This window comes from Leptotrichia rugosa, assembly GCF_041200005.1.
GTDB lineage: Bacteria > Fusobacteriota > Fusobacteriia > Fusobacteriales > Leptotrichiaceae > Leptotrichia > Leptotrichia rugosa.
The window spans coordinates 1467298-1488962 of sequence record NZ_CP165644.1 but is presented as its reverse complement, the minus strand read 5'-3'; the positions used below and the strand labels follow the sequence as shown (position 1 = coordinate 1488962).

Below are 21665 nucleotides of genomic sequence, written 5' to 3'. Positions count from 1 at the left end.
ATTCTGACTGAAATGATTTTTAATAAAATTTTATGAAAAGAGGTGCTTTTTTATGAAAAAGAGGATTCTATTTTTAATTTTCTCTGTCTTATTTTTAAATTCTTGTGCAGCGACTGCGATTGCGACTGGACTTTTAATGACTTATGAACTCGGGTGTAATGAAGGGGAAATGAAAACTTGCGATTCAGATGATTCTGTTGTGAAAAGAGTGGCTAAAGGACTAACTTGGCCTGTGATAGAGCCAATAAAAAGTATTTCTGATGGTATAGAAGATTATCAGCCAAAAAGAAAAAATAGATATATGGCATATTCAAATAAAAGTCATAAGGAATCTGTTAGTCGTGTAACGTTACGAGTGATAGATAGAGAAATGGCGACACAAACAGTAAATATTTTGGGTAAAAATATACAAATTTCAGTTCCTAAAAATGTTGAATTAAAAGTTATAGATAATGATATAGAAATGATAGATGCACAGTCTGGTTATGGACTTCCAATAAAATTTTTTACTGTTTCAAATCCTTGTAATAATCAGGAAGAATGGAAAAATAAAGAGTACAAAGATAAATATTTGAAAAAAATATCTAAAGATGAATATTTTTATTTAAAATCTTATACTTATGATGGAAAAGAGCTGGAAGATAAAATTGTAAAAGCAAATAACATGGAAAAGATTTGTGAAAATAATTAAAAATTAATGATTGGAGAATTAATATTATGAAAAAAGCATTTTTATTAATTTTGAGTGCAATTTGTTTGAATTCTTGTCATGCTCTTGTTATAAGACCGCTGACAGAAGCGACAGTTGCAGTTATAGGAGCACCGTTTTATGCAGTTGGTAAGTTACTTCCTAAAAAAGATGAGCAGGATTATGGTAAATATAGAGAAGGTTATCGTGCCTATAAAGTCGAAGAATATAAAGACAGAATTGACAAATTGATGAGTGATATTTTACAAAGGGAATGGGAAAAAACGACATTTTTTTCTGGTTTTGTGGATACGGATTACCATACAGAACAAATTTTACTTCCTAAAGGTTTAGTTGTAGAAAAAGATGTGTTGGTTGATAAAGAAACTGGTTATGGATTGCCTGTTCATTTTTTAAAAGATGAATATCCTTGTTATTTTGACACAAAAAAAGGGATATATGATTTGAAGTCAAAAGAAGAATATTTTATAAAAGGAAATAGAAGAGATTATTTTAGAATTGAAAGTGAAACTGAAAAAGGAAATTTACTTGAAAAAATGATTTTGGAAAAAAATAATGTGCAAAGAGGGTGTAAGCAATGAAAAAATTGATACTTTTTTTGATAATATTTACCAGCTTTATCATATTTCCTGAGCAAAAAGATAAAAATAGTGAAATTTATGAAAAAAGAAAATATTCAACCGTTTTAAAAATTGAGAATGATGACTATGATAGAGCTGTTGGGATAAGGACGAGCAATAGAAGAGATTTAAAAGGAGTGATGACGGTTATAATGGGAGGCAGTTTTTCTGTAGACAATGATGTGGCTAGTATATACAATCAAATATCTAAAAATGCGAATAAAGTTACATTGATTTATTTCGATGACAAAGATACACCTGCTATAAAAAGAGTAATTGATACTTTAAAAAAGAAAAAATTTAGCGGAAAAGTTGAAGTTATTTCTTTTTTGAATAAAGAAAGCAAAATTTTAAAAAATAGTTTTGCAAAAAAAGATTGGAGTTATACAAATTATTATAATTTAGATGATATTTCAGAATTAGTTAGTTATGATGGGGAGAAAAAAACTAAAAGTGAAGTTATAAAAATATTTTTAGAAAAAATAAAAAAATCTTTAGAAAATAACGAAGATGATATAAATAAATTTTATGAAACAAATTAGGAGAAAAATATGATAAATGGAGTAATGATACAATATTTTGAGTGGAATTTAGCTGATGATGGAAAACATTGGGAAAGACTAAAAAATGATGCCGCTCATCTAAAAGAAATTGGAGTTTCAGCAGTTTGGATTCCGCCTGCCTATAAAGGGACTTTTTCAGGGGATGTTGGATATGGCGCTTATGATTTGTGGGATTTGGGAGAGTTTAATCAAAAAGGAACTGTGCGTACAAAATATGGGACAAAAGAAGAACTTATTGATGCGATTAATGAACTTCATAAATATGGAATAAATGTCTATTTGGACGCTGTGCTTAATCATAAGGGAGGTGCTGACGAAACAGAAAGATTTTTGGCAATAGAAGTGGACCCTGAAAACAGAAATGAAGAAATTTCAGAACCAAAAGAGATCGAAGGTTGGACGAAATTTACTTTTCCTGGAAGAAATAAGAAATATTCTGAATTTGAATGGAATTATACTCTTTTTAGCGGAGTTGACTATGATAATTTAACAGGGAAAACTGCAATTTATAAAATTGCTGGTGAAAATAAAGGATGGGCAGAAAATGTGGATTCTGAACTTGGAAATTATGACTATCTTATGAATGCTGATGTCGATTATTCACATCCTGAAGTGAGAAATGAAATTATAAACTGGGGAAAATGGGTTATAAACGAATTAAATCTCGATGGATTCAGAATGGATGCTGTAAAACATATAAGCGAAGATTTTATCAAGGAATTTTTAATTGAAGTAAGAAAAGTTTATGGAGAAAAATTTTATTCTGTTGGAGAATATTGGAAAGATGACTTGGATACTTTAAAAACTTATTTGGAAAATATAGGATATGAAACTGATTTATTTGACGTGGGACTTCATTTTAATTTCCACAAAGCTTCGGTGGAAAAAGAAAATTATGATTTGACAACAATACTGGATAATTCAGTGATGCTCATGGATCCAATTAAAGCGGTAACATTTGTGGATAATCACGATTCGCAAAAGGGAAGCGCACTGGAATCTGAAATAGAAAGCTGGTTTATTCCACATGCCTATGCAATAATATTGCTTTCTGAAAAAGGTTATCCGTGCTTGTTCTATGGAGATTATTACGGTGTAGGAGATAATAAAAGTCCGCATGGATGGGTAATAGATAAACTTCTTTACGTGAGAAGAAATAACGCTTATGGAGAACAGATAAATTATTTTGATGATCCAAATATAATAGCTTTTTACAGAAAAGGTAGGGAAAATGAAATAAATACAGGATGCGTAGCTATTTTATCCAATAATGAAGATGGAGAAAAAGCTATTGAAATTGGAAAAGATAGAATAGGACAAGTTTGGGAAGAAGTTACAGGAAGCGGATTTGAAGACGTGGTAATTGATGAAGAAGGAAATGCCGCATTTAGAGTCGAAGGTCAAAAAATTGCAGTTTGGATACCTAAAAAACAATAGTTTGAAATATGAAAAAATAAAAAAATAAAATTAAAGGAGAAAAAATTATGAAAAAAATAAAATTAGCATTAATATTATCGGTCTTAGTAGGAGCGCTTAATTCATGTACTGCAGTTGCGCTTGGAGCTGGAGCTGTTGCTGGAGGATACACTTGTACAAAAACAAATATCTGTAAAGATTTAATAAATAAAAAAAATAATACTAAAAATATTCAAAGTACACAGCCAAATACAGAACCATCAAGTATAAATGAGAGTGGATTATAAAATTATAGAAAGGAGAAGTTACAAAAAAACTGTAACTGCAAAGTATGAAAAAACAGAATAAAAGAGAAGAAATTTTAGAAGATATACAGAGAATAGTGATAAAAGTGGGGACTTCTACGCTTACTGATGAAAATGGACAGCTGGATTTGCAAAAAATGAAAAAAATAGTTGTGGAAATCAGCAATCTCCAAGACAAGGGATTTGATGTGATACTTGTTTCATCTGGAGCAGTTGGAGCTGGAATGGGGCTTCTTGAAATCGAAGAAAGACCGAAGTTGCTTTCAGAAAAGCAGATGTTATCAGCAGTTGGACAAGTGACACTTATGCAAGTTTATCAGACTTTTTTTAAAAAGTATGACAAGCTTATTGGACAGCTTCTTTTGACTAAAGGAGAATTTTCAAACAGAAAAAGGTATTTGAATGTAAGAAATGTATGTAACGCCTTTCTGGATAAAAAAATAATTCCGATTATAAATGAAAATGATGCAATTGTTTCAGATGAGCTTAAAGTAGGAGATAATGATACAATGTCAGCGCTTGTTTCAGGACTGATTGATGCAGATTTATTAATTATTCTGTCGGATATAGACGGACTTTACAACAAAAATCCTAAGAAATATGAAGATGCCAATTTGATTGAAGTTGTTGGAGATATAAATGAAGATGTAAAAAATATGGCTGGTGGAAAAGGCTCAAAATTTGGAACTGGTGGAATGATTACGAAAATAATGGCTGCAGAAATGGCAACAAAAATTGGGACAAATTTAGTTATCGTAAATGGAGATGACCCGAGAAACATCTCAAGAGTTGTGGAAAAAGAAAATATTGGAACATTGTTTGTAAGAAAAAATAAAAAAATTAGTTCTAAAAAATATTGGCTTGCTTATGGAACAAATAAAAAAGGTGAAGTCGTAGTTGATGAAGGTGCAGAAAAAGCTCTGCTTTCAGGAAAAAGTTTGCTTCCAATAGGAATTAAATCAGTTTTTGAAACATTTGACAGAGGTGGAGTCTTGGAAATAAAAAACTCTAAAAATAAAGTTATTGCCAATGGAATTTCAAACTATTCGTCAGATGAAATTGAACTAATAAAAGGGCAAAAAAGTGAAGACATCGAAAAAATATTGGGGCATAAATATGACGATGTCGTGATTCATGCGGACAATATTGTTTTGATTGAAAATGTATAAATTTAATTTAAAAAAATTTTGAAAAATAATTCATTAATGCAAAGTATTTAGGATTTTTTTTAAATAAAATAAAATAAAGTAAAGTATATTTGAATAAATTTTTATAAATTATTAATATTAATAAATTGAAATAGGAGAAAAAATTATGAATAAATATATCGAAGAAATGGGAAAAAAGGCAAAAATTGCTTCTCAAAAACTTTTGACGCTTGATACAAAAATTAAAAATAATGCACTTCGTGCCATTGCAGATGAAATAATTGAAAAAAAGGAAGAAATAAAAGCGGCAAATAAAATTGATTTGGAAAATGGGAAAAAGGCAGGGCTTAGTTTTGCGTTGCTTGACAGAATGGAATTGACAGACGCTAGAATTGAAGGGATGGCACAAAGTTTGAGAGAAATTGCGGCATTTAATGATCCGATTGGAGAAATTTTAACTGGATGGAACCACAAAAATGGGATGTCGATTGCGAAAAAAAGAGTCCCACTTGGCGTGATTGGAATGATTTATGAATCAAGACCAAATGTTACGATTGATGCGGCAGGGCTATGTTTGAAATCTTCAAATGCAGTAATTTTGAGAGGTTCTGAAAATGCAATAAATTCAAATATTTATTTGAGCAGACTTTTCAGCGAAGTTGGGAAAAAAGTGGGAATTCCTGAAAATTCAGTTCAGTTGATTGAAAAGCCAGAACGGGAATTGGTAAAAGAAATGATAACTTTAAACGAATATATTGATGTTTTGATTCCAAGAGGCGGAAAAGGCTTAAAAAAATTTATGATTGAAAATGCGACGATTCCTGTAATTGAAACGGGAGCTGGGGTTTGTCATGTTTTTGTCGATGAAAGCGCAGATATTGAGATGGCTTTACCAATAATTGAAAATGCAAAAACTCAAAGACCGAGCACTTGTAATTCAATTGAAACGGTTTTAGTTCATAAAAATATTGCAAGTGAAATATTGCCAAAATTGACGGATATGCTGATAAAAGATAAAGTTGAGCTTAGATACAGCAAAGAAGCGCTTGAAATTGTTGGAAACAGAAGTGATGTGAAATTGGCTCAAGATGAAGATTTTGGGGCGGAATATTTGGATATGGTGATGTCGCTAAAATTGGTGGACAATGTGGAAGAAGCAATTTGTTACATCAATGAACACGGAACACATCACTCGGATTCGATTATTACAAAAAATATTCAAAATGCTGAAAAATTCTTAAATGAAGTGGATTCGGCAGCGGTTTATTTAAATGCATCAACTAGATTTTCTGACGGCGGAGAATTTGGATTTGGTGGAGAAATTGGAATTTCTACGCAAAAATTACACGCTCGTGGGCCTATGGGAGTGAGAGAGTTGACTACGACTAAATATGTAATTCGTGGAAATGGGCAAATTAGAGAATAAAATTTTTTTATAAGAAAATAAAAAAATCATATTCAAGTTATAAAACTAAGGAGAAAAAATGAAAATAGGATTTATTGGAACAGGAAATATGGGAAGTTCAATAATAAAAGGAATTTTGTCTTCAAAATTTGAAAAAAGTGAAAATATAAATATTTTTGATTTGGATAAAGAAAAAGTAAACAATTTAGTTAAAGAATATGGAGTAAATGCCGTAAATAGTGAAAAAGAGCTGGCAGAAAATTGTGATATTATTGTTTTGTCAGTAAAACCCCATATAATTCCTGTCGTTTTGAAAAATTTGAGCGGAAATGTGAAAAAAGATACGATTATTTTGACAATTGCGGCTGGAATAAGTATTTCCATGATTGAAAATACTTTGGGAGAAGATAAAAAAGTTGTTAGAACAATGCCAAATACTCCTGCTCAAGTACTTTCAGGAATGACAGCGGTTACATTTAATAAAAATATTGAAAATTCTGAAAAAGAAATAATTTTTAAACTTTTAAATAGTTTTGGAAAAAGTGTAGAAATTGAAGAAAAATTGATGCATGCATATACGGGAATTAGCGGTTCACTTCCAGCGTATGTCTACATGTTTATGGAAGCACTAGCTGACGGTGGCGTACTTTGCGGAATGCCAAGAAATAAAGCATACGAAATAGTCGCTCAAACTGTAGCGGGATCAGCAAAAATGCTTCTTGAAACAGGAAAGCATCCAGGACAGTTAAAAGACGAAGTTTGCTCTCCAGCTGGAACGACAATCGAAGCAGTCAGAGTTTTAGAAAATGGAAATTTTCGTGGAAATGTAATTGAAGCAGTTGCAGCTTGTACGGAAAAATCAAAAGAAATGGCAGGAGAAAAGTAAATTTACAAAGAAAAACTAAATTTTTTGTTTAGTTTTTCTTTTTTTTATAAAAAAATTTTGAAAAAAGAGAAAAATATGGTAAAATAAGTTTGTAGAAAAAGTTCCTACCACTATAAGAAATAAAAAAGTATTAAGAAAGTCCATTCAAAGCCAGTAAAAATGGGGATTAGGAGTTACGGAAAATGCTAAAAAAACGACAAAAATTGAAAAAAATTAAGCAAAAAAAAGCGATTTTAATGTCTGAAAAAATCTCTGTAACATTGATGAATAAAGGATTTTCTTGAAAGTACGGGGTTAAAGTAGTTTATCCATTAAAACAAGGATTGAAACTAATATATTGTTCCCGAAGTACTCTTCGGAATATTTGTTAAAGTAGTTTATCCATTAAAACAAGGATTGAAACTAGTGTTTCCGATTTATTTTGAAAACATCATAATTTTGTTAAAGTAGTTTATCCATTAAAACAAGGATTGAAACCCAGCAGGGCTTGTGTCAGGACCTACTAAGTCTTCTCTGTTAAAGTAGTTTATCCATTAAAACAAGGATTGAAACTTTCTATTATTTTTCTTGCAAACATTACTGCTTCTATAAAGTTAAAGTAGTTTATCCATTAAAACAAGGATTGAAACACCATTCTCTACTTTTCTTATTCGCATATATATCACAGTTAAAGTAGTTTATCCATTAAAATAAGGATTGAAACTCAATCTTTTCACGTGACCACATAATGAATCAATCATAGTTAAAGAAGTGAATCCATTAAAACAAGGATAAAAATTTAAAAAAATTTAATCACAGTAGTATCTGTGATTTTTTTTGAAAAAAAATAAAAATATAAAAATAAAATTTGATTTTTTTAATTGATAAGGTAAAATAATAGTAAAATAAATATTAAATTAAAAACATATCTAAGAAAGGATAAAAAACTATGGAACTATACATAACAGATTTGGGGACAGTGGTAAAAAAGAGGGATGATTTGTTTGAGATAGCTACGAGTAAGAAGAAAGTAGCGGTAGCTCCACAAAAGATAAAATCATTAGTGCTATCTAAAGGGATTTTTTTGACAACAGATGTGATAAAATTGGCAGTGGATAATAATATTGATATAGTGATTGTTGATGATTTTGGAAATCCTTATGGAAGATTTTGGCAAAGCAAATTTGGTTCAACAGCTAATATTAGAAGAAAACAGTTGGAAATATTTAGGACTCAAAAAGGAATTGAATTGGCAAAACAGATATTGATACAGAAAATTAAAAATTGTGCAGAACATTTGGAAGATTTGAAGATAAAAAGAGAAGCGAAAAAGGCATTTTTGGATAAACAAATAAAAGAAATGAAAAGATATATTTATCAAATAAAATTAGTAGAAGGAAATGTTAGTGAAAAAAGAGGAACTTTGATGGGGTACGAAGGAAATGCAGCAAAAATATACTACCAAACATTGTCGGAATTGATACCAGAAGGATTTAAATTTGAAAAAAGAAGTATGCACCCTGCGGAAGATGAATTTAATGCAATGTTAAACTATGCTTTTGGAATATTGTACAGTAAAGTTGAAAAAGCTTGTATAATTGCGGGACTTGATCCTTATGTTGGAATAATTCATACAGATAATTATGGGAAAAAATCGCTTGTTTTTGATTTAATAGAAAGTTACAGACATTTAGCTAGTAGAACAGTATTTTCACTTTTTACACAAAAAAGAGTTCAAAAATATTTTTTCAAAAGAGAAGGAAATAGCGTTATGTTAGTAGGCGATGGAAAAAAAGTTTTGGTTGAGAGTTTTTATAATAGATTGGAAAAAAAGGTGCGTTACAATAACAGAAATATTTCGAGTTTAGATAAGTTACAGTTTGAATGTCACGAATTAGCAAATTTTTTGATATCAAAGTAAAATTAAAATTTTTGGGCTTGAAAACTATTTTTGAATTATTTATAGAAGGTGATTGAAAATGATGACTTGGTTAATATACGATATAACAGATGATAGAAATAGAAGAGAAATTATTAGAATAGCACAAAAACATGGATTATACAGAGTTCAGAAGTCAGTATTTCTAGGGAATATAGAAAAAGATGAAGTTGATGAAATTATAGTGGAAACAAAAAAAGCAATTGATTTACGAGAAGATTCGGTATATATTTTCCCAGTTTGTGAAGCAGATTACAAAAAGGCAACATTGCTGGGATTATCTTTTGAACAAGATATCGTTAAAGATGAAAAGCCAGTACTATTTTTTTAAAAGAGGTGAATAAAAATGGAAGTTATTAAATCTCAGAAAATATCAATATTTGAAATTTTGGACTATATTTTTTGTCCTAGAATAATATATTATGAAAATGTGCTAAAAATGTTTGGAGAAAAAAAGGAAGATTCTAACAAGGAAGAAGAAGAAAGGGTGAAAGGAAAAAATCGTATAAATAGGAAATGGATATGGGATAGATTGAAATTAAAAAAACAAAATATAGAACAAATGATAAATTCAAATCAAGAAAACATATTATACTGGTATAATAGAGAATTTAACAAAGAATTGTCTTCAGAAAAATATCATTTTTATGGGAAATTAGACGACATACTTCTTTTAGAAGACGAAACAATAGTTCCAGTTTATTACTACAATGCTAAATATACAGCAAGAGAAGAAAATAGATACAAATATATAGTAGCCATGTTTTTAATATTAATTGAAGAAAAGTATAAAATTAAATCTCAAAAAGGGTATATTTTGTTTTTAGATGGTTTATCATTAAAGAAAATAGAATGTACAAATAAAGATTTGGAAAAAGTAAAAGAAAGTGCTGCTGAAGTATTAAAAATAATTGAAACTGAGCGGTACCCAATAGAAGCAGAAGGCGGTACAAAATGCCGAGATTGTTATTACAAAAAAATTTGTGGAAGATAGTATTAAAAAATAAAAATAGAGAAAATCATTTTTTAGTAAAATTATCATAAATAGATTTTCTCTTTTTTTGCAAAAAAATCAAAAAAAATTTTGAAAAAATAAGAAAGTATGGTAAAATAAGTTCGTGGTGAAAATTCCTACCACTATCAAAAATAAAAAAAGAGAAAGAAAATCTACTCAAAGTCAATAAAAATGAGGGTTAGGAGTTACGGAAAATGCTAAAAAAACAGCAAAAAACGATAAAAATTAATCAAAAAAATACGATTTTAATGTCTGAAAAAATCTCTGTAGCACCTATAAATAAAGGATTTTCTTGAAAGTACGGGGGTTAAAGAAGTGAATCCATTAAAACAAGGATTGAAACACTTCCACATATTTATCTTCTAGGTAATCTAACACCTTAACGGTTAAAGAAGTGAATCCATTAAAACAAGGATTGAAACGCGTATGTTGTACCTCCCAACACCGCTGTTGCGGCAGGTTAAAGAAGTGAATCCATTAAAACAAGGATTGAAACATCTCAAATCAAAATTTTCTCTCTTCAACTTTTTATTTGTTAAAGAAGTGAATCCATTAAAACAAGGAAAAAGATATTTAATCACAATTTATAGTTGTGATTTTTTTTTGAAAAAATTAAAAGATGTGGTATAATTATACTAATAATATTAGTTTAAATTAAAAAGAGATTAGTAATTCTATTTTTTAAAAATTAATAACATAAGAAATTAAATAGTGAAATAACAATAGAATATTCTTTCGTTGAAAAAATTAATAAATAAAAATGAGAGGAGAAAATAAATGAAAAATTCAAAATATATTTATGAAGTAGAATTAGAGCAGATAACACCTTATGTCAATGAAATAGATGGAAAAGGTAAAGATATTTTGAGACCGACAGAGTTTAAACCGAGATTCGATAGATTTCTTGCTGGAAAATATAAAGAAAAAGATATAGAAAAATTTTTATTAGAAAGCAACGGAGAAAAGAGAAAAGCATTTGACTATAATGTTACTATTAAAACAAGGGGAAAATATGACAATCGTAAAGAGTATAGAATATTTATGACAGCAGGTGGGAAAAAAGTAGAAGGTTATAAAGCTAGAAAAGAAAATATAAAATTAGAAATATTTTTCTTTTCTTTGAATTCAGAAATGATAAAATTAATAAAAGAAAATTTGCCTGAATTTTTAGCGACAACAAATTTTGGGAAAAGAAAAAATAAATGCTTTGGCTCTTTTTATATTTCTAAGACTGATTTAAGTTATAAAGATATAGATGAAATTGAAGCATTAAAAGATTACAAATTCTTTAAGACTGATGCAGAAAATAAAGAATATTTGGAATTAAAAGGAAATGATGTTGAAAAAATATTAGAAGATTTAGAATTTAAGACAAAAATAAAAGAGAGAATTTCCAAAAAAGCATTAATTCTTTTAAGAATTGAGATAAACAGGAAAGAATCATTAGGAGCAATGAAAATTTTGAAAACTAAGAATAATGATTATAGATTATATTTTATACCTAATTTAGAATTAATAAAAGCATTAACTAAAGAAGACAAAATATATGAAACAAAAAAACAAACGAAAGAGTTCAGTATATCGGAGATCCTGCTTATAAACCAGAAGTATTTGATTATAAAGAGTTTAATAAGTATATAGAACAACAAATGAAAGGAGAATAAAATGATGAAAATTGTAGGGATTACATTAGGACCAATAGTAGAAACCATTTCAGAAAGTAGAAAAATTTATGAAATAGCAAATGCTTCGGCTTTTTTTCAACATTCATGTATGAGTTTTTAAAAAAGTGAGTACTTCAAAAAATTATGAGATAATAACACCTCATTTTGAAAATAATGAAAATGAGAATAAGTTATATCCCGATCGAGCCATTTTGAAAATAAAGGCGGAAGAAAAAGAAGAAATAGGAAAAAGTGATGAAGATATAGTAAAAGAAATAGAACATTTTAAAAATGAAGTTTTTGAGGAATTTCTAGAAAAAATAAAAAATAAAAACTAAAAATAACATTTTAGAAGATTTAGAAAAAATAAATAAAATTATTAAAAAAAGGAAAATAAAAGTTTCAGGGATAACTATGAAGAGCAAATAGATTTATTAAAAGAATATATAAATTTTAATATTGTTTTGATGAATGTAGAAAAAAAAGAAGATATCAAAGAAATTTTTTCAAAGTTAGACGGAATAGAGTTAATTAAAAACTTTCCAATTCAATACAATGAAAAAGTGATAAATGAAATTATAGCAGATAGTTTATCTGAAAAAATAAAATTGAGAGAAGATAGTTTTTTAGTAAATGAAAATAATTACAGAGCAATTATTTCTCTTGATTTAGACAACATGGGGAAATTTTCTCAAGAAGAAATTGAAAAAATAAAAGATGTTTCAGTTAGGATACACAACTATATTTCAAAATTAAAAGAATTTATAGAATCTAAAAAAAGAAATGAGAAATCAGAAGGATTAGTTTTGTATTCAGCTGGTGATGACATATTAGCTATTTTGAATCCTAAATATATACTTGAGTTTATTGAAAAAGCTTGTAGATTATTAAAAGAGTGCTTTGGAAATGAAAATAAGGCATTAAGTGTGTCTTTTGGAATATTTATTTGCTATGATAAAAATCCAATTAAGGAATCTATTGAAAAATCTCATGAGTTATTATTCTATAAGGCAAAAAAAACAAATAAGAAAGATTCAGCAGTAATATCAGTACAAAAGCATAGCGGACAAAGTTTTGAATTTATAATAAATAACTTAGTTAAAGATATGGAGTTTAATGATAAAAATAATATTTTTTTTAGCAAAATGAATAGTTATTTAAAAAAATATATAGAAAAAGGTCAAGTTTATTCAAAAGAAAGAGGAAAATTACTGAATACAATTATTCAAAAAGTTTATATGAATAATTTTATTTTTAAAGAAATTATTACAAGTCCAGAACAAATAAATAATTTTTTAAGTAACCTGTTTGATAGTAAAAAAGAAAATAATGAATTATTAAATGATTTATACGAGCTATTAGTTTATGTTGGAAAAGAAAATTCCAAACCAGAAGAAAAATTTGAGGAAAAATTAGAAAAAATAGTTTCATATTTTAAATTGATAAAATTTTATGAAGATAGAGGGGGAAAATAATATGGTAGAATATTTTATAAAATTGAAACCATTGAATCCTTTTTATTTTGGGAGTACAAAAAGTTTTGATGACAATAAAAACGACAAAGATTATAAAAAGCCATATTTCTTAAAAGGAAACATGTATCCGCAGCAAACAGCTGTATTAGGAATGTTACGAAAAAAAGTACTGGAAGATAATGGAATTTTAATAAGCAATGCGAAAAGGAATAATGAACAAAAAAATAGAGAAAAAGAATATATAGGAAATATAACTAAAAAAATTTCAGAAAGTACATTTGGGAAAATAGAGAGTATTAGTTCAGTACAAGTTTATATTGACGATATTCCATATTATTTTTATGAAGATAATAAAACAGGGGAAACAAATGCAAAATTTTCTGATATAAAAAATTTTACTAATAAAAATGGAGAAAAAAGGTTATTAGAATATAATCCAAAAAGTTTTGGAGAATATTTTGTGAATTTTAGAAATAAAGATAAAAAAAGTAAAGATAAAATTTTTAAAGAAGTTGCAGAATTGGGAATAGATAAGCAAAAAAAAGAAGGTGAAGATAATAGTTTATTTAAAAAGCAAAGATATTTATTTAAAGAAAGAAATATTTATTTTGGTTTTTATGTAATTCTAAAAGATGTCAATATAAAAAATGGGTTTGTTCAATTAGGGGATAAGTATTCGATTTTTTATTTAGAAGTTGAGCAAAAAAATAAAACAGAAAAGAATTTAGAGATTAATGTGAATCAAGAAAATAATTTGATGTTGTTTACAAGTGATATGTATATAGAACAAGATGATTTAAATAAATTGTTAGAATTAAGTGAAGGAATAAATTTAAAAAATAGTAAATTTAAATTTATTAATGATAGTAATAGTGAATTTTATAAAAATAAAAATTCACAGAACTTAATAAAAAGAGGTAGTATTTTATTAAGTAACAATGAAGTTAGTAAGATTTTAGAAAATGAGAAATATAAAAATTATAAAAAAGTAGGATTTAATGATTATAAATTATATAGAAGGAGATAAATAGTATGGAAGCAAAATTATTTAGAATGCGTTTAGTTACAAATTTACATATGGGAAGTGGAGAAGCTAATTTTAATTTTATAGATAATCAAGTGCAAAGAGATCCGATTACAGAATATCCAAATATGCATCCTTCAGGGATAAAAGGTGCACTAAGAGAATTTTTTGATGGAATTGAAAGTAAAGAATATGTGAGAGAAATTTTTGGTTCAGAAAATACTGAAAAGGAAGATAATAAACAAGGCGAAGTAAGTTTTATTGAAGGTAAATTATTATCAATTCCTGTAAGAAGTAATAAAAAGTCATATTTTATGGGAACAACTATAGAAATAATAAGAGAATATGTGGAATTCAGTAATTTATTTGGAAAAAATACTGAAAATCTAAAAGAAATAAAAGAAGAATTAGAAAAAATACATAAAAAACTAACTGAAGCAGGAAAAAAAGTTTGTGTATTAGGAAATGAAGAAAAAGGATTATTGATAGAAAGTTTTGAAAATAATGAAATAGATTTTTATGCTGAAAATGATGTCTTAAGTAAAGTGTTGGGAATAAAAGATATTGTTGTAATAAAAGAAGAAAATTTTAAAGATGAAATTTCAAAAAGATTACCAGTAATAGCAAGAAATCAGCTAGAAAATGGAGTAAGTAAAAATTTATGGTATGAAGAAGTAGTGCCTAGGGAAACAGTATTTTATACAGGACTTGTTAATTCTCAAAATATAGATAAATTTGAAGATTTTTGTAAAAAACTAGAAGAAAATTTAGTTCAAATAGGAGCTAATGCTACAATTGGTTATGGATTTACGAAATTTGAAGAGGTGAAATAAAATGAGTAGAAGAGTAGAAAAATATTTTCCTTATATATTAAAAATGACAAAAGAAGAATTTAGAGAAGATATAAACAAAAATGGAATTCCTTCAGAGTATAAAGGTTATATATCAACTTTTGGGGCTATGGTTATTCAAAATGGATTAATACCGGCATTAGCTTATTTTGAAAAAACCGATGCAAATGAAAAAGGAAACAGAAAAAAGATAGCAAATATAGTAAAAGAGTTCCTAAAAGTAAAAGGGGATATTAGAATAGATGATAAGAAAAAATTATGTCAATATTTAGCAGATGAAATTCAAACTAAGAGAATGTCAAAGGATAAATTAAGAGAAATCGAAAATAAAGTTATAGATATTTCAATAGCAATAAAATTAGCTTTAAGAACTTTTTTAGAAGAAAAATAGGAGGAGGTATAATGGAAAAGTATAATATTAATTTAGGTTTTCATTATATGAAATCAAGATTACAAAAGTTTTATTTAAATAGAGAGTATAAAATAGAAAATCCTTTTAAAGTAAAAAAACAGATGAAAATAGTAATCAAAAAAGATTAGAAGATTTAATAAATGTTGATAAAATTTATTTTTCAGTAAATTATCCAGGATTATTGATTGGAACAGGGACAAAAATTGAATATACATCATTTAATGAGAAAGAAAAAGATAATACAAAAAACAATTTTAAAAATGGTCTTTCTTTTGATTATACAACTGGACTTCCATATATTCCAGGAAGTGGAATAAAAGGTGTGATTAGAGATTTCTTTCCTCAAAAAATTGAAGATAAAAATTATTTAGAAAAAGAAAAATTGAAATATCAAGAGCAAAATGAAGCTAAAATGGAACTAATAAATCAAATTTTGGAATCAAATTATTCTTTTGAAGAGATTGAAAAAATAAAAGAATCTATTTTTGATGGAAGAGATTTTAGAGAAAAAGAAAATTTAGAGGAAGAAAAATTTTTACCAATATTTAAAAGAGATAAATTTATTGAAGGAAGAATACTGGTTCAAGATGGAAAACAAATTTTAGATAAAGATTATATTACACCTCATAAAAAAATATTAGAAAATCCTGTACCAATACAGATTTTAAAAATAGTGCCAGAGACAGAAATAGAAATATTATTTCAATTAAATGAAACTAAAATATTTAAATCTGAGGGAAATGATATAATTATTACAAAAGAACAAAAGAAAAATTTATTTACAGAAATTTTATTTTTAACAGGACTAGGTGCTAAGACAAACGTTGGTTATGGTCATTTTGATGAGGAGGCAAGTATTAAAGTAACAAGAAAAAGAGAGGAAGATGCAAGAAAAATATTAGAAAAAGAAAAATTAGAAGTTCTAGAAAAGAAAAAAGAACAGATGAGTGATTTTGAAAAGTTCGTTTATGAATTTAAAAATGAATGGAATGAACAAACTAAAAAAGGAAAAGTTTCGGAAATCGAAAAATTTGAAGGTAAAGAAAAAAAAGAAATAGCAAAATTATTTTTATCAGATTTAAAAAATGATAAAAAACCTAGTAAAAAAACAAAAGAAAAAATAAAAAAATTAGAAGAAATTATAAATTCTTAATATGGAGAAGCAAGTATTTTTTTAGAGAGGTAAAAATGGAAAATCATAAAAAAGAAGAAATGGATACTGAAAAAAGTAAGAATTCAGAAGAGAGTGAGAAACAAGAACAAAGAGAAAAGTTGATTTCAACTCATATTTTTATTTTGCCATTTAAGATATTGAATCCAGATAATATAGATAGGATAGAGTTGCTTCTTAAAGAAAAAGAAAAATGGGAAGATTGTAAAATTAATCCAGATGTAGAAAAATATTTAAATAAATATGCGAAAGAAGCACTATTCTCAAATTATGGCGATAGTGGTAATGATGATAAAGTAATAGAAAAAATTTATAAAGATATTCAAAAAGGAATATATAAAATTTATTTTGAACACAATGATAAAGAGGCAGAAAAAAGTTTTAAAAAAGAATATTTATTGGAAATAGAAGATATAAAACTGAAATGTTTTGATACAAATATAGGTACGTTATCATTTATTTTAAATAATAGAAAATATAAAGAAATAGAAGATATTTTATATATAAACAATTTAGGAAGAAAATTATATAGAGCATATACAAGAGAAGAATGTCCAAAAATAAGTTTGTATGATACAAATAGAAGAGAAATAGTAAGTCAGGATATTTATAGTGCAGATATTGTAAAGAAAACTGAAAAACTAAAAAATAATATAATTTCTTATTTTTTAAAAACAGAGGATATAGAGATTATACTAGATGACAGGATGTTTGTAATGTCTCATTATATTTCTGAACCCAAAAAGGAAAAAGGAATAGAAGATTTTTTCTTTGAAGAAAAACAAATTGATGAATGGAGAAAATCTAAAAACTGGTATAAATATATTTTTATAGATACTGGTGATCCAATGTGTCAAGATGAAAAAATGATGGAGGAACTATTGGAAAATTCTACATATGTACGTTGGAAGGATTATAAAACTTTATATGGAATTTCTAGATATTCGTTTTCTGCTTGGTCAAGTAGCGATTTTATAAACAATCACATGAAAAATCATTACTTTCAATTAGTTTCTTTAGTAGTCGCTCAAAAAGCAACTATTATTTCTTTGAATGAAAAAATGAATAATTTAATTAATAGAATAATTAATGGAAAAGATAATGAGACTTATGAAAGCAATGAAGAAACAAAAGAATATCTAACTTATTTATCGAAAATGCATTTTTCTGAAATTACACAGCAAGAACAAGGAATAGAATTATATGATTTTTTCCAAAAAAAAATGAGAATAAAGGAATTATTAGAAGAATTAGATTTGAAGATAAAAACTTTAAATAAAAAATTAGAAAGAGATAGCGATAAGAGAGATGAAGAAAGAGAAAAAGAAAACCAAAGTAAAATAGAAAGATTTGGAATTCTATTTGCAATTGTTGGTTTATTTGCTGGAGGTATATTTGAAATTAGTTTTGAGGGAAAAAGTATATTAGAAATAGCTACAATGGTTATTCTAATAGTTTGTGTAGTGATATTTAGCAAACCTTTAATAAATTATAGTGAATTTCCAAAATATTTAAAAGAAGTGTGTGATTCTTGGAAAGGTAAGAAAAATGATAGAAAAGAGTAGATGGATTGAAAAATTTGAAAGTGAATTAGAAAGAAAAAAGGTTTTTTGTTTGTATGGAAGTATAGATGACGATTATTTTTATAAAGAGAGTACTTGTGATATAAATGAATTTTTTGAAAAAAAATTTGGAGATGATAAGTTTATTTTTTTTGGAACTGATTATTTTGAAAAAATGATAGAAAGTGAAGAGCAGCAAGATGAAGAAAATGAAATAAATAGTTTATCTAATGGGGTATTTCTAAATACAAGAGTTGATTTTTTAAAAAATGTTCAAAAATTAGAAAATTCAAGTGAGAAAAATATAATTATTAAAGATCCAAGATTATTTTTTGGAGATTCTTCATGCTATGATTATTCATATACCTTGAGATATTTTTTGGAATATATTAATTCGGAAAAAAATGATAGGAAAATAATTTTTATTTGTGAAAATTTGGGAGATTTTCCTGAGAAATTGACAGTAAATAATCCTTATGTATCAACGATTTATATTGATTATCCAGAAGAAGATGAAAGAGAAACTTATATTAAAGATTTTTTAAAATTTTTTTATCATAGAGAAAAAAGTGGACAAGAATCGAGTTTCATAAAAGAAGATTTTAATATTTTCCTAAAAATAACAGGGAAAAGAAAACTAAAAGAAATAGCTAATATTTTTAAAAAATCGGTAAAAACTAAAACAATTTATGATCCTTCAAAGAGTATTAAAGAGATGGTTAATGATTATGATTTTGGTGAAAAGAAATCACCATGGGTAAATTTAAAGAATAGTACAATAAAAAGATTAGAAACAAAATTAAAAAAAAGAGTAAAAGGACAAGATGAAGCAATTGAATTTGTAAAAAAAGTAGTTTATAGAGCTAAGCTAAATTTAAATGGTGTTATGCAACCATATAGTACAAAGCCAACAGGAGTTATGTTTTTTACTGGACCTTCTGGTGTTGGGAAAACAGAGTTGGCAAAAGTACTTACAGAATGTATTTTTGGAGATGAAAGTGCTTTTAAAAGATTTGATATGAGTGAATATAAAAGTCCAGAAAGTATAAATAAATTAATTGGTTCTGATCCAGGATATGTAGGATATAATGAAGGTGGACAATTGACAAATTGGATTATGTCAAATCCGTATTCAGTAATTTTATTTGATGAAATAGATAAAGCAAATGTGAAAATATGGGATACATTTCTTCAAATATTAGAAGATGGAAGATTAACAGATAATAAAGGAAATACAGGATATTTTACAGAATCAATAATTATATTTACTTCTAATATAGGTAATGCTGAATTTGATGAACAATCTGAGAAAAACCCACGAAAGTATTATTTGGATGCTTTGAATAGATATTTTGAAAAAGAAGTTGGAAGAGTTGAAATTTTAAATAGATTTGGTAATAATAAAGTTGTTTTTAATCATATTAGTGAAGATGTATTTGAAGAGATTATTGAAAATAGACTTAAAATGGTAATAGAAAATATAAAAAAAAGAATAAAAAATTTAAAATTAGAGATAGAAAATATGGAAGAAATGAAACAATTTTTTTTAAAAAAATTGGATGATTCAAAAAAATTTGGTGCGAGATTAGTCAATACACTTATAGAAACTTATTTTATAAATGAATTTTCTATATTTTTTACTGAAAAAAATAATAAAGAAAATGAAATTATGGCTTTTATAAAAAATGAAAAGGTTGAATTTAGATGTTAATAAATATTGCAAAAATAGATAAAAATTGTAGAGTCTTAGGACCCGGTAAAAGATATATAATCTGGGTACAGGGATGTTTTTTTAAATGTAAAGGATGTTATAATGTAGAGTATCAATCCTTTGAGGGAAAAATATTGATTGATACAGAAGAAATTATAAAGGATATTTTATCGGTAAAGGATAAAATAGAAGGGGTAACTTTTTTAGGAGGAGAACCTTTACTACAAGCAAAACAACTTACTAAAATTGCTAAAAAATGTCAAGAAAATGATTTATCAGTATTATGTTATACAGGTTTTGAATATGAAGATTTAAAAGGGATGAAAAATAAAAATGTAGAAGAACTTTTTAAGTATGTTGATGTTTTAATTGATGGTCTTTATGTGGAAGAGTTAGCTATAAATAGAGAGTTTAAGGGTTCTTCTAATCAAAAAATTATTTATTTTACGAATAGATATAAGAAAAAGGACTTTGATGTTGAAAATTTATATGAGATAGAGATTGATGAAAATAATTTACATATAAAGGGGTTTTATAAATGATAAAAAGAAACGAGAAAGATATTTATATTCAGTATTTAGGAGGAGCTTCAGAAGTTGGAGCAACATCAATATTTCTGTACTGGAAAGGTGAGAGAATATTAATTGATTCAGGAGCAAGACAAGTTAAAGATAAATATCCTATTTTTGAAGAAATTAACGATGATATAGATTTATTTATATTAACGCACCTACATGGAGATCATGTAGGTTCTTTAATGGAATGTGAAAATAAATTAAATTTAAAAAGAATGATAACATCTCCAGACAATAAATCAATGCTAAAAATTGCTTTGGAAGATTCACAAAAAATATTAAAGAGTGATTTTGAAAAAGAAAAAAATGAAATTAAAAAACAAGAAATTGAAAAAAAATTAGACATTTATTCTAGTGAAAATATAGATAGAGTCATAAGAAAAATGGAAACAAAAGATTTTTATAAAACAATTTATCTAGGAAAAACAAATTTAAAAATAACTTTTTATAAAACATCTCACTTATTAGGGTCGTTAGGAATTTTATTTGAAGACGGTACTTACACATTATTTTTGACTTGTGATTTTACAGAATCTAAAAAATTTTTTCATCAAAAAACAGAATTCATATCAAAACTTAAAGGTAAAAAAATAGATACGATGATAACTGAAACTACTTATGGAAGAAATGATGAAAGTGATGAAATACTTAAAGAAAAAACACTAACAGATTTATCATACGGGATAAATAAAATATTTAAAAATGAGGGGAATGTTCTTATTCCTTGTTTTGCTTTGGGTAGAATGCAGGAAGTAATTTCTGCAATATTAAGATTAATTTTAGAAGGTAGGATATCAAGAGATACAAAAATATATATACATAACAGTCCAAATTCATTGGGAATAAAATATACTGAAAAATATCTAGAGCAATCTTTAGATATTTTAGCAGAAGAATTAACAATAAATGGAAAAAATTATTTTGAAATTTTGAATAAAAAACAATCTCAAATTCAAAATAAACAAAGAAACAATTTTAGTTTACTTAAAAGTTTACAAAAAAAATTAAATATAGCTAGATATAATCCGAAAGAAATAGCTAGTGAATTTAGAAAAGCTGAAAAAGCAATTTTTCTTATACAAGAATGTTAGGACCTGTAAATGAAGAACTTTTGGTGGTGCAGGATTAGCGTTAGAAATAATATCTGGAGATAGGGATGGTATAATTTTTGTTGGATATCAGGCTCCAAATACAATAGGTGGGAAAATACAAAATACAAATTATTTAGAAACTAT

General features: G+C 26.6%; 23 protein-coding genes and 1 CRISPR repeat array. All 23 genes read left to right on the top strand.

All coding sequences use genetic code 11. From position 1 onward, the window contains the following. The first annotated feature begins 52 nt into the window (after positions 1-52). On the top strand, positions 53-691 hold the full coding sequence (locus AB8B22_RS07365; protein WP_369710628.1) for a hypothetical protein: 639 nt from the start codon (positions 53-55) through the stop codon (positions 689-691). 26 nt (positions 692-717) lie between these two features. Then, positions 718-1290 carry a hypothetical protein gene (locus AB8B22_RS07360; RefSeq protein ID WP_369710627.1) on the top strand — a complete coding sequence of 191 codons (573 nt, stop codon included), beginning with the start codon at positions 718-720 and terminating at the stop codon, positions 1288-1290. Then, positions 1287-1871: a hypothetical protein gene (locus AB8B22_RS07355; RefSeq protein ID WP_369710626.1), complete on the top strand. Its 585-nt coding sequence runs from the start codon at positions 1287-1289 to the stop codon at positions 1869-1871. The genes AB8B22_RS07360 and AB8B22_RS07355 overlap by 4 nt, the downstream gene beginning before the upstream one ends. A 9-nt stretch (positions 1872-1880) precedes the next feature. After that, positions 1881-3329, top strand: coding sequence for an alpha-amylase (locus tag AB8B22_RS07350; protein WP_369710625.1), 1449 nt, complete (start codon positions 1881-1883; stop codon positions 3327-3329). A gap of 47 nt (positions 3330-3376) precedes the next feature. Then, on the top strand, positions 3377-3595 hold the full coding sequence (locus tag AB8B22_RS07345) for a hypothetical protein (RefSeq protein WP_094080036.1): 219 nt from the start codon (positions 3377-3379) through the stop codon (positions 3593-3595). 44 nt (positions 3596-3639) lie between these two features. Further along, positions 3640-4782 (top strand): glutamate 5-kinase, encoded by a 1143-nt coding sequence (gene proB, locus AB8B22_RS07340; RefSeq protein ID WP_094080037.1) that lies wholly within the window; start codon positions 3640-3642, stop codon positions 4780-4782. A gap of 145 nt (positions 4783-4927) precedes the next feature. After that, positions 4928-6187: a glutamate-5-semialdehyde dehydrogenase gene (locus tag AB8B22_RS07335; protein WP_369710624.1), complete on the top strand. Its 1260-nt coding sequence runs from the start codon at positions 4928-4930 to the stop codon at positions 6185-6187. Between the two features lie 58 nt (positions 6188-6245). Next, complete coding sequence (gene proC / locus AB8B22_RS07330) at positions 6246-7052, top strand: pyrroline-5-carboxylate reductase (protein WP_369710623.1); 807 nt, start codon at positions 6246-6248, stop codon at positions 7050-7052. 293 nt (positions 7053-7345) lie between these two features. Next, a CRISPR array of direct repeats spans positions 7346-7830; the repeat unit is 37 nt; unit sequence GTTAAAGTAGTTTATCCATTAAAACAAGGATTGAAAC. A gap of 150 nt (positions 7831-7980) precedes the next feature. Further along, complete coding sequence (cas1, locus tag AB8B22_RS07325; RefSeq protein WP_369710622.1) at positions 7981-8952, top strand: CRISPR-associated endonuclease Cas1; 972 nt, start codon at positions 7981-7983, stop codon at positions 8950-8952. Positions 8953-9010: 58 nt separating this feature from the next. Further along, positions 9011-9301, top strand: a complete 291-nt coding sequence (gene cas2 / locus AB8B22_RS07320; protein ID WP_094080051.1) for a CRISPR-associated endonuclease Cas2 — start codon at positions 9011-9013, stop codon at positions 9299-9301. Positions 9302-9316: 15 nt separating this feature from the next. Beyond that, complete coding sequence (locus AB8B22_RS07315; RefSeq protein WP_369710621.1) at positions 9317-9964, top strand: CRISPR-associated protein Cas4; 648 nt, start codon at positions 9317-9319, stop codon at positions 9962-9964. Positions 9965-10762: 798 nt separating this feature from the next. Further along, positions 10763-11626 carry a hypothetical protein gene (locus tag AB8B22_RS07310; RefSeq protein ID WP_369710620.1) on the top strand — a complete coding sequence of 288 codons (864 nt, stop codon included), beginning with the start codon at positions 10763-10765 and terminating at the stop codon, positions 11624-11626. A gap of 148 nt (positions 11627-11774) precedes the next feature. Next, the gene (locus AB8B22_RS07305) at positions 11775-11987 is read left to right on the top strand and encodes a hypothetical protein (RefSeq protein WP_369710619.1); all 213 of its coding nucleotides are present in this window, start codon (positions 11775-11777) and stop codon (positions 11985-11987) included. A gap of 129 nt (positions 11988-12116) precedes the next feature. Then, positions 12117-13124 (top strand): Cas10/Cmr2 second palm domain-containing protein, encoded by a 1008-nt coding sequence (locus AB8B22_RS07300; RefSeq protein ID WP_369710618.1) that lies wholly within the window; start codon positions 12117-12119, stop codon positions 13122-13124. 1 nt (position 13125) lies between these two features. Then, on the top strand, positions 13126-14151 hold the full coding sequence (locus AB8B22_RS07295; RefSeq protein ID WP_369710617.1) for a hypothetical protein: 1026 nt from the start codon (positions 13126-13128) through the stop codon (positions 14149-14151). A 5-nt stretch (positions 14152-14156) separates the two neighbouring features. Further along, on the top strand, positions 14157-14981 hold the full coding sequence (gene cmr4 / locus AB8B22_RS07290) for a type III-B CRISPR module RAMP protein Cmr4 (RefSeq protein WP_369710616.1): 825 nt from the start codon (positions 14157-14159) through the stop codon (positions 14979-14981). Between the two features lies 1 nt (position 14982). After that, positions 14983-15390, top strand: coding sequence for a type III-B CRISPR module-associated protein Cmr5 (locus tag AB8B22_RS07285; protein WP_369710615.1), 408 nt, complete (start codon positions 14983-14985; stop codon positions 15388-15390). An 11-nt stretch (positions 15391-15401) separates the two neighbouring features. Beyond that, positions 15402-15539 carry a hypothetical protein gene (locus AB8B22_RS07280; protein WP_369710614.1) on the top strand — a complete coding sequence of 46 codons (138 nt, stop codon included), beginning with the start codon at positions 15402-15404 and terminating at the stop codon, positions 15537-15539. A 53-nt stretch (positions 15540-15592) separates the two neighbouring features. After that, a complete protein-coding gene (gene cmr6, locus AB8B22_RS07275; protein ID WP_369710613.1) occupies positions 15593-16564 on the top strand; it encodes a type III-B CRISPR module RAMP protein Cmr6 in 972 nt (323 codons plus the stop codon). A gap of 35 nt (positions 16565-16599) precedes the next feature. Beyond that, entirely contained in the window at positions 16600-18147 is a 1548-nt protein-coding gene (locus AB8B22_RS07270) for a hypothetical protein (protein WP_369710612.1), read from the top strand. Beyond that, a complete protein-coding gene (locus AB8B22_RS07265; protein ID WP_369710611.1) occupies positions 18131-19855 on the top strand; it encodes an AAA family ATPase in 1725 nt (574 codons plus the stop codon). Before AB8B22_RS07270 ends, AB8B22_RS07265 begins: the two co-directional genes overlap by 17 nt. Continuing rightward, positions 19849-20397 carry a 4Fe-4S single cluster domain-containing protein gene (locus AB8B22_RS07260; protein ID WP_369710610.1) on the top strand — a complete coding sequence of 183 codons (549 nt, stop codon included), beginning with the start codon at positions 19849-19851 and terminating at the stop codon, positions 20395-20397. The genes AB8B22_RS07265 and AB8B22_RS07260 overlap by 7 nt, the downstream gene beginning before the upstream one ends. Next, a complete protein-coding gene (locus tag AB8B22_RS07255) occupies positions 20394-21521 on the top strand; it encodes an MBL fold metallo-hydrolase (RefSeq protein WP_369710609.1) in 1128 nt (375 codons plus the stop codon). The genes AB8B22_RS07260 and AB8B22_RS07255 overlap by 4 nt, the downstream gene beginning before the upstream one ends. Positions 21522-21665 lie beyond the last annotated feature (144 nt).